This window comes from Hydrogenobaculum sp. (assembly GCF_049967395.1).
GTDB lineage: Bacteria > Aquificota > Aquificia > Aquificales > Aquificaceae > Hydrogenobaculum.
Genome location: NZ_JBMFST010000057.1, coordinates 1 through 7,195 on the forward strand (window position 1 = coordinate 1; position 7,195 = coordinate 7,195).

Genomic DNA, 7,195 nt, shown 5'->3' on the forward strand with positions numbered 1-7,195 from the left:
CATAGATTTTTTCATGATTTTTTGTTTTTTAATATACCTTTTTTCTCTTTTGGAAATGTTTGATACCTTTTTAGAAGGTCTTTTGTTGCTTACTTGTCTTATCGTGCTTATGTAGATCGGTTTATTCGGTTTTTTAAAGGGTATATTTATTTTTACCAGAGCAAGCAAAAAAGATAGGTGTATTAGTATGGACAACAAAAAACCAAATATAAAAAATTTATGTCTTCTCATATTTATTTTTTATAAAATCTATAAAACCAGGAATATCTAACGTAGTGTCAACTCCCAAGATAAATTGATCAAAATCTCTAAGTTTTACAAGATCCTTTGTAGTGCAGATATAATTTTTATTGGACTCTAAATCCTCTTTTTTATAAAAATAGTGGTCTGGAAAAATTTTAACATCTTCTATTTTAAAACCTATATCTTTTGATAGGTTTTCAACAAACTTTATAAAGGGTTTTTCATCTCCTATAGCACAAACTATACTAAAACTTTTACCTTTAACATAAGATATATCAACGTCTTCAAAGTTTTTATCAACAAAAGCTCTAAAAAAAGCTTTTGCTCCAAAGATCGGTTTGTTTATGTTTAAAGTGGGCATATCAAAGGATTCTAACCTTGTTATAATTAACGCGTCAGCTCTATTCATAGAACTGTAAGGCTCTCTTAGATTTCCCAAAGGAAGAAGACGGTCTTTCATACGGTTTGCTGGTATTAGCAAAATATCTAAATCCCTTTTTATATATCTATGAGAAAAAGCATCATCTAATATTATTATCTTTGAACCTAATTTTTTACAAATTTCAGCCCCTTCTATCCTTTTAAAAGCCACCACAACGTTAGCTTTGGTTTTTAGAAATATCTCTACAGCTTCATCTCCATAGGTTTTTGCATCACAAGAGCTAACTATAAGATTTTCCCTAGACGCTCTTTTATAACCTCTTAACACTATACAAGGATTTAACTCTTTTAAGGCTTTTGCAAGATATATAGAAACTTGGGTTTTTCCAGTTCCGCCTACGCTTAGGTTTCCTATAGATATTACAAAAACACCCGGGTGTTTGGCTTTTAGTATGTTAAAATCAAAAAGCTTATTCCTAACCCATATACCAGCCCCATAAAGAAAAGAAGCCGGAGCCAAAAGCCTCCTTATGAAGTTCATTCAATAAGTATATCAAGTTTTAGTTTGAAGTCTCTTGTTGGGTATCCATTGTGCTGCTAATTGATTGTTCGTAAATTTGCTTTATTATGTCTGCTACAAACTGAGCTCTCTGAGTTTCTGTAAAACTTGACTCTACTTTAGAGCGGCCATTTTTTGCAATCTCCATGGCTTGATCCTCGTTTTCTAAGAAAAACAAAAGCTTTTCTTCTATTTCAAGCCTATCAAGAGGAGTATAAACCACTATCTCTTGGTCTGGCATGAAAAATCCTGGCAGCGACGCCCTATAATCTATAAAAGCACAAGAACCTTGAGACATAACTTCAATAGGTGTAAACCCTATTCCGGAAGGTACTATTGAAGGAAAACTGAGAAATGTTATCATAGAGTTGGCGTATATGTTTAAAACATCTTCTTGTGTTTCGGCAGTGATTACCTCTTGGCCTTCTTTTAACGGTACCTGAGAATCTCCTAAAATCTTTATCTCTATGCCTTCCAAAAAGCTTATTACAAAGAGTCTTTTTCTTGCTGTATTGTAGAGCCCTACATTTACTAAAAAGTTGATATAAGCTTCTGGTGATTCATTTCTCCATTTTAAAAATTTTTCTTGTATTTCATAGTTAAAAAATGGAAGCATGTATTCTACAGCAAATATAACATCTACTTCTGGATTTCTTCGCATGAATTCACCAACTTCTACAAATACTGGCATTACCTCTTCCGGAAAAATTTTTGCACTTTCTTGTATTATGATATTTGGATCTACGATAGGTCCTGGAAAAAGAACTTTTATATCCTTCTCTTGAGATATCGGTCTTTGCAACAGATCTTCAGATACAAAGGGAGCTAAGAAGTATATATTTTGATAGCCTATGCTTCTTAAAAAATCAGCATGCTTCATGTCTGTTATCATTTGTATAAAGTTTCTAGACTCTCTTCCGTTGAAAAGAGCAGGATAATATAGCATAGGGTCTTCAGTAAAAACGCTTATATGCAAAAAGCCGAAGGCATCGCATAAGGAAACTCTATTACCGTTGGATTCACCGTAAACCAAAGCAGAACCATTTACATCCATCACAAAAAACGGCCTTTGCTCTTGCAAGAAGTTTACATAAGCATCTATATTGTTATAATCAATATCATAAAATATAAGCTCTATACCAAATTGGTTTAGCTTTTGAGCCATGCGCTCTACATAATGAGCGTTATAACTAAGACCGGGTGTTCTTACAAAAATTCCTTTCATAGTAAAACTATTATAAACTAAAATCATAAATAGAGTTTTCTTTGTTAAAATCTTAAAATAAGAGTTTAAGTTTCTAAAGCTTTTAATAAAAAAGTATTGTAAAATATACATCTATGGATTACAAAGACACTATCAACTTACCAAAGACAGACTTTCCAATGAAAGCAAATTTATCGGAAAAAGAGCCGGAAATTCTTAAAAAATGGGAAGGGTTGTATAAAAAATTAAGGGAGCAAAGAAAAGGAAGACAGCTTTTTGTATTGCACGATGGACCACCTTATGCCAACGGCAACATTCACATAGGACACGCTTTAAATAAAATTTTAAAAGATATTATATGCAAAGTAGCTCTGATAGAAGGCTTTGACGTGGATTATAAACCCGGGTGGGATTGTCACGGTCTTCCAATAGAACAGCAAGTAGAAAAAGAGCTAAAAGCAAAAAAAATAAATAAAGAAAACATCCCAAAGGACGAGTTTAGAAGGCTCTGTAGAGAATACGCCTCTAAGTTTGTAAGCATTCAAAAAGAGGAGTTTGTTAGATTAGGTGTATTGGGTGATTGGGAAGAACCGTACCTAACAATGGACCCAAAATACGAAGCTCAAGAAGTAAGAGAAATAGGAAGATGCCTTCAAAACGGCGTGCTTTACAAAGGAAACAAGCCAGTTTATTGGTGTATATACGATAAAACCGCAGAAGCAGAAGCTGAGGTTGAATACAAAGAGAAAAAAGATATATCTATATACGTAAGGTTTGAGCTTTTAAAACAATCAGAAAATGTTTTAAGGCAAAAGCTAAATTTACCAGATAAACCTATTTCAATAGTAATTTGGACCACTACTCCTTGGACACTTCCTGCAAACTTAGGCGTGATGGCTTCCGAAGATATAGAGTACGGTGTTATTGAAGATAACAACCATCTTCTTTTGTTAGAAAAACAAAGCCAATATGCAAAAGAAAAAGATTTTATAGCCTCTATAAAAGGCAAAGAACTTATAGGTTTAGAATATCAGCATCCTTTTATAGAAAGAACAGGCAAGATATATCCTTCTGAGTTCGTAGAGGTTGGCACCGGTACAGGTTTTGTCCATATGGCACCGGGACATGGTATGGAAGACTATATAGTAGGGTTAAGATATGGCTTAGAGCCGTTTTCACCGGTAAATGAAGCCGGTAGATTCACAGAAGAAGCTCCGGAGTTTATAAGAGGTTTAAGCGTATTTGAAGCAAACAAAGTTATTATAGAACATCTAAAACAAACAGGCTTTCTTTTAAAGGAAGAAGAGATTTCACACTCTTATCCCCATTGCTGGCGCTGTAAAAACCCGGTAATATATAGAGCTACTCCTCAGTGGTTTATAGGTGTTGATATTAAAAGCCAAAAACTTCAGAATAAAAGCATAAGAGAAAAAGCCATCGAAGAAGCTTACAACGTAAAATGGGTGCCAAAGACTGGACAAAACCGTATGCTTTCAATGCTTCAAAATAGGCCCGATTGGTGTATATCAAGACAGAGATTTTGGGGAGTACCTATAACAATATTTTATTGCAAGCACTGTGGTGAGCCTCTTTTAGAATTTCATATATTTGAGCACGTGGCAAAAATATTTGAAAACTCACCGCATGGAGCCGACGAATGGTTTAAAAAAGACGAAAAAGAGCTTTTACCACCAGACACAGTATGTAAAAAATGTGGTTCCAAAGAGTTTACAAAAGAAACGGATATTTTGGATGTGTGGTTTGACTCTGGTTCTTCCCATGCTTCGGTGTTGAGACCAAGAGGCATAGAAAAAGCCGACGTTTACTTAGAGGGTTCAGATCAACACAGGGGATGGTTCCAAGCTTCTTTGTTGGAATCAATAGCTTCTTACGGAGAGGCACCATTTAAATCTGTGGTTACCCATGGATTTACCGTAGATGAAAAAGGCCATAAGATGTCAAAATCCCAAGGAAATGTCATATCGCCTCTTGAGATTATAAAAGAATACGGGGCAGATATATTGAGACTTTGGGTAATATCAGAGGACTACACCGAAGATATAAAGCTTGGAAAATCTATATTAAAACGATTAGCTGAAGATTATAAGAAAATAAGAAACACGTTAAGATATTTCCTTGGAAACTTGTATGATTTTAAATATGAGCTTTCTATAGCACCGGAAAAGCTACACCATTTTGATAGATATATGTATGCTTATGCCTCAAAGGTTTTTGAAGAGCTTTTTGGTTTTTATAAAAATCATCAATACCACAGATTTTATCACAGGTTAATGGAATTTATCAGCGTAGATTTATCAGCTTTGTATTTTGATGTAATAAAAGATAGACTCTATATGCATAAAAGCGGTTCTTTCGAAAGGTTATCAGCCCAAACGGCGCTTTATTTCTTGCTTAAAAATCTTGCAATTCTTCTTTCTCCCGTGCTCAGTTTTACTGCCGAAGAAACTTACTATTATATGAAAAGCATAGAAAACCATCTGCCAGAAAGTATATTTATGAATGAATATAAAGCTTCTAATTTTACCGATGAGGAGCTTTTAAAAGACTACCAAAAACTTTTGCTTCTTAGAAAAGATGTATTGAAAGCCATAGAAATGGAGCGTAAAAAAGATGTTATAAAGCATCCTTACGAGGCAAGGGTTGTTATAAAACCAAATGAAGAGTTTTATGGGCTTTTAGAAAAGTACAAAGATTACCTTCACTCATTTTTTACGGTTAGCCAAGTAGAAATAGCAGAAAACGATGGTGAGGAAGGCGAGTACACGAAGCTTCCTATTAAGATAGAAAAAGCCAAAGGTGAAAAATGCCCAAGATGTTGGTTGTATGTAGAAACAATGGTAAATGGAGTATGCCCAAGATGTGCTGAAAACATAAAGGTATAATATTTCATTGTATTTTTATAAGATTTTAATATAATATTTTCCAAGGAGGTAATTCGTTGAAAAGGCATATTTTAAGAGCAAAGATCCATAGAGCCACTGTTACAGGAGCCAATCTCAACTACGAAGGTTCTATATCAATAGACGAGAGGCTTTTAGAAGCTGGGAAATTTGTGATATTTGAAAAAGTGGACATATACAACGTAAGCAACGGAAATAGGTTTTCTACCTATGTGATACCGGGAAAAACCGGTGAAATATCGCTAAACGGTGCAGCCGCAAGGTTATGTATGCCAGGTGATGTTATAATAATAGCTTCTTATGCAGAAGTAGAAGAAGAGGAACTGCCTTATTTTAAACCTTACCTTGTATATGTAGATGATAAAAACAACATATTGGAAGTGAAAAGAGATATGTACCATGTCTTCACCTATTGAAGAAAACATATGTTTTGATAAGGTACCATCAGTTTCGCCTCAAGAGGCAAAAATGCTTTTAGACAAAGATAAAGATTATGTGCTTTTGGACGTGAGAACAAAGATGGAATATGATAAATGGCGCATAGAAGTAGCTAAGCTTTATTCTCTTGATACCTTGATGAAAACTTACAAAGAGCTTGATAGGTCAAAGAAGTATCTTGTTATATGTTTAAGCGGTGGTAGAAGTGCTTGCGCTACCTATGCATTAAGGCAGCTTGGCTTTGAAGCTTTTAATATAAAAGGTGGAATGTTGGAATGGCCTTATGAAACTATAGGTAGTTTTGACGATTTATGAGGCCTTTGGTATTAGAGTTAGAAGGTTTTTTATCTTACAAAGAAAAAACTGTTATAGATTTCTCAGAGCTTTCTTTATTTGCCATCACGGGGATGACTGGAGCCGGCAAAACAACCATAATAGACGCTATAACATTTGCGCTTTACGGTAAATGTCCAAGGTTTGAAAAAGGTGCTTCCAAAGAGGACTATATATCAAAAGGGAAAAATTTTTTTAGAGTATCCTTAACATTTTCTTTAAACGGTAAAACCTATACGGTGGAAAGGTCTTTAAAAAGTGGTAAAAATATTGTACTTTCTTTCAAAGAAAACGGAAAAGAAATAATTACAGAAGAAAGAAATAAGCTAAGGGAAGAACGAATTAAAGAAATCTTAGATATGGATTATGATACGTTTACCAAAGTAATAGTTTTACCGCAAGGGGAATTTGCAAAATTTATTAAACCAGAGAGCCCCCAAGAAAGAAGAGAAATAATAATGAGATTGAGTAATTTAGATAAAATAGAGAAAATGAGGGAGCTTGCATCTTCTCAAAAAAAGGATTTAAAAAACGAAATAGATTCAATAGCCTTCAAGATAGATAACTTAAAATCTACCCAAGAAAACGTAGAGGAACTTCAGAAAAATCTCACCTCTTTAGAGCAAGAGCTTAGCGTAAAAACTTCAGAGAAAAAAGTGTTGTTAGAAAGGCTTGGCAATGCTAAGAAAAAACAGGAGTTAGAAACTGAGCTAAACAAACTAAGAGCCGAATATAAAAATTTAGAAAGTCAAAAAGAACAAATGGCCTTTCTTAAAAGTCGTATTGAGTTTTTAAAACCAAAACTTAGTCTAAAATCAGACATAGAAAGATATGTAAAGTTAAAAAAAGAATTAGACAACACAGCGTTTGAGCTTGATAAAAAAAATAAAGAGTACTTTTTAAAAGAGCAAGAATACAATAGACTTTTGATAAATTTTGAAACAGCAAAAGCTGATTACGAACAGACAAAAGTTCAAGAAGAACGCATAGAAAAGGGTCATAAGATAATATCTATATTAGAGAATGCGTTATCCTTAGAATCTTTTACAATAAAAGACGAAAGCAAGCTAAAAGATGTTGAACGGCAAATAAAGATAACTAAAGAAGAAGTATCAA

General features: G+C 33.9%; 6 protein-coding genes and 1 pseudogene. 4 read left to right on the forward strand and 3 right to left on the reverse strand.

Annotated features, from left to right (window positions below; translation table 11 throughout):
* The 3 genes and pseudogenes from ACP5S8_RS07295 to ACP5S8_RS07305 form a co-directional block, all read right to left on the reverse strand.
* Positions 1-231, reverse strand: a pseudogene (locus ACP5S8_RS07295) (hypothetical protein); the annotation flags it as partial.
* Positions 218-1,165: a tetraacyldisaccharide 4'-kinase gene (gene lpxK / locus ACP5S8_RS07300; protein ID WP_461876311.1), complete on the reverse strand. Its 948-nt coding sequence runs from the start codon at positions 1,163-1,165 to the stop codon at positions 218-220. The pseudogene ACP5S8_RS07295 and the gene lpxK, both read right to left, overlap by 14 nt.
* A gap of 19 nt (positions 1,166-1,184) precedes the next feature.
* Complete coding sequence (locus tag ACP5S8_RS07305) at positions 1,185-2,408, reverse strand: glycosyltransferase (RefSeq protein WP_461869811.1); 1,224 nt, start codon at positions 2,406-2,408, stop codon at positions 1,185-1,187.
* Between the two features lie 113 nt (positions 2,409-2,521).
* On the opposite strand from ACP5S8_RS07305, the gene ileS reads away from it, so the two are divergent.
* From ileS to ACP5S8_RS07325, 4 genes are all read left to right on the forward strand, one after another.
* Positions 2,522-5,290 carry an isoleucine--tRNA ligase gene (ileS, locus tag ACP5S8_RS07310; RefSeq protein WP_461876312.1) on the forward strand — a complete coding sequence of 923 codons (2,769 nt, stop codon included), beginning with the start codon at positions 2,522-2,524 and terminating at the stop codon, positions 5,288-5,290.
* A 56-nt stretch (positions 5,291-5,346) separates the two neighbouring features.
* Complete coding sequence (gene panD / locus ACP5S8_RS07315; RefSeq protein WP_461869813.1) at positions 5,347-5,724, forward strand: aspartate 1-decarboxylase; 378 nt, start codon at positions 5,347-5,349, stop codon at positions 5,722-5,724.
* A complete protein-coding gene (locus ACP5S8_RS07320; RefSeq protein ID WP_461876313.1) occupies positions 5,708-6,061 on the forward strand; it encodes a rhodanese-like domain-containing protein in 354 nt (117 codons plus the stop codon). Before panD ends, ACP5S8_RS07320 begins: the two co-directional genes overlap by 17 nt.
* Positions 6,058-7,195 (forward strand): AAA family ATPase (locus tag ACP5S8_RS07325; RefSeq protein WP_461876314.1); only part of this gene is annotated, 1,138 nt, incomplete at its 3' end. The genes ACP5S8_RS07320 and ACP5S8_RS07325, both read left to right, overlap by 4 nt.

Bases quoted from the DNA above. Each gene is read 5' to 3' on its own strand.
- ileS (WP_461876312.1), top strand. From the start codon at position 2,522: ATGGATTACAAAGACACTATCAACTTACCAAAGACAGACTTTCCAATG.
- ACP5S8_RS07305 (WP_461869811.1), bottom strand. From the start codon at position 2,408: ATGAAAGGAATTTTTGTAAGAACACCCGGTCTTAGTTATAACGCTCAT.
- ACP5S8_RS07320 (WP_461876313.1), top strand. From the start codon at position 5,708: ATGTCTTCACCTATTGAAGAAAACATATGTTTTGATAAGGTACCATCA.
- lpxK (WP_461876311.1), bottom strand. From the start codon at position 1,165: ATGAACTTCATAAGGAGGCTTTTGGCTCCGGCTTCTTTTCTTTATGGG.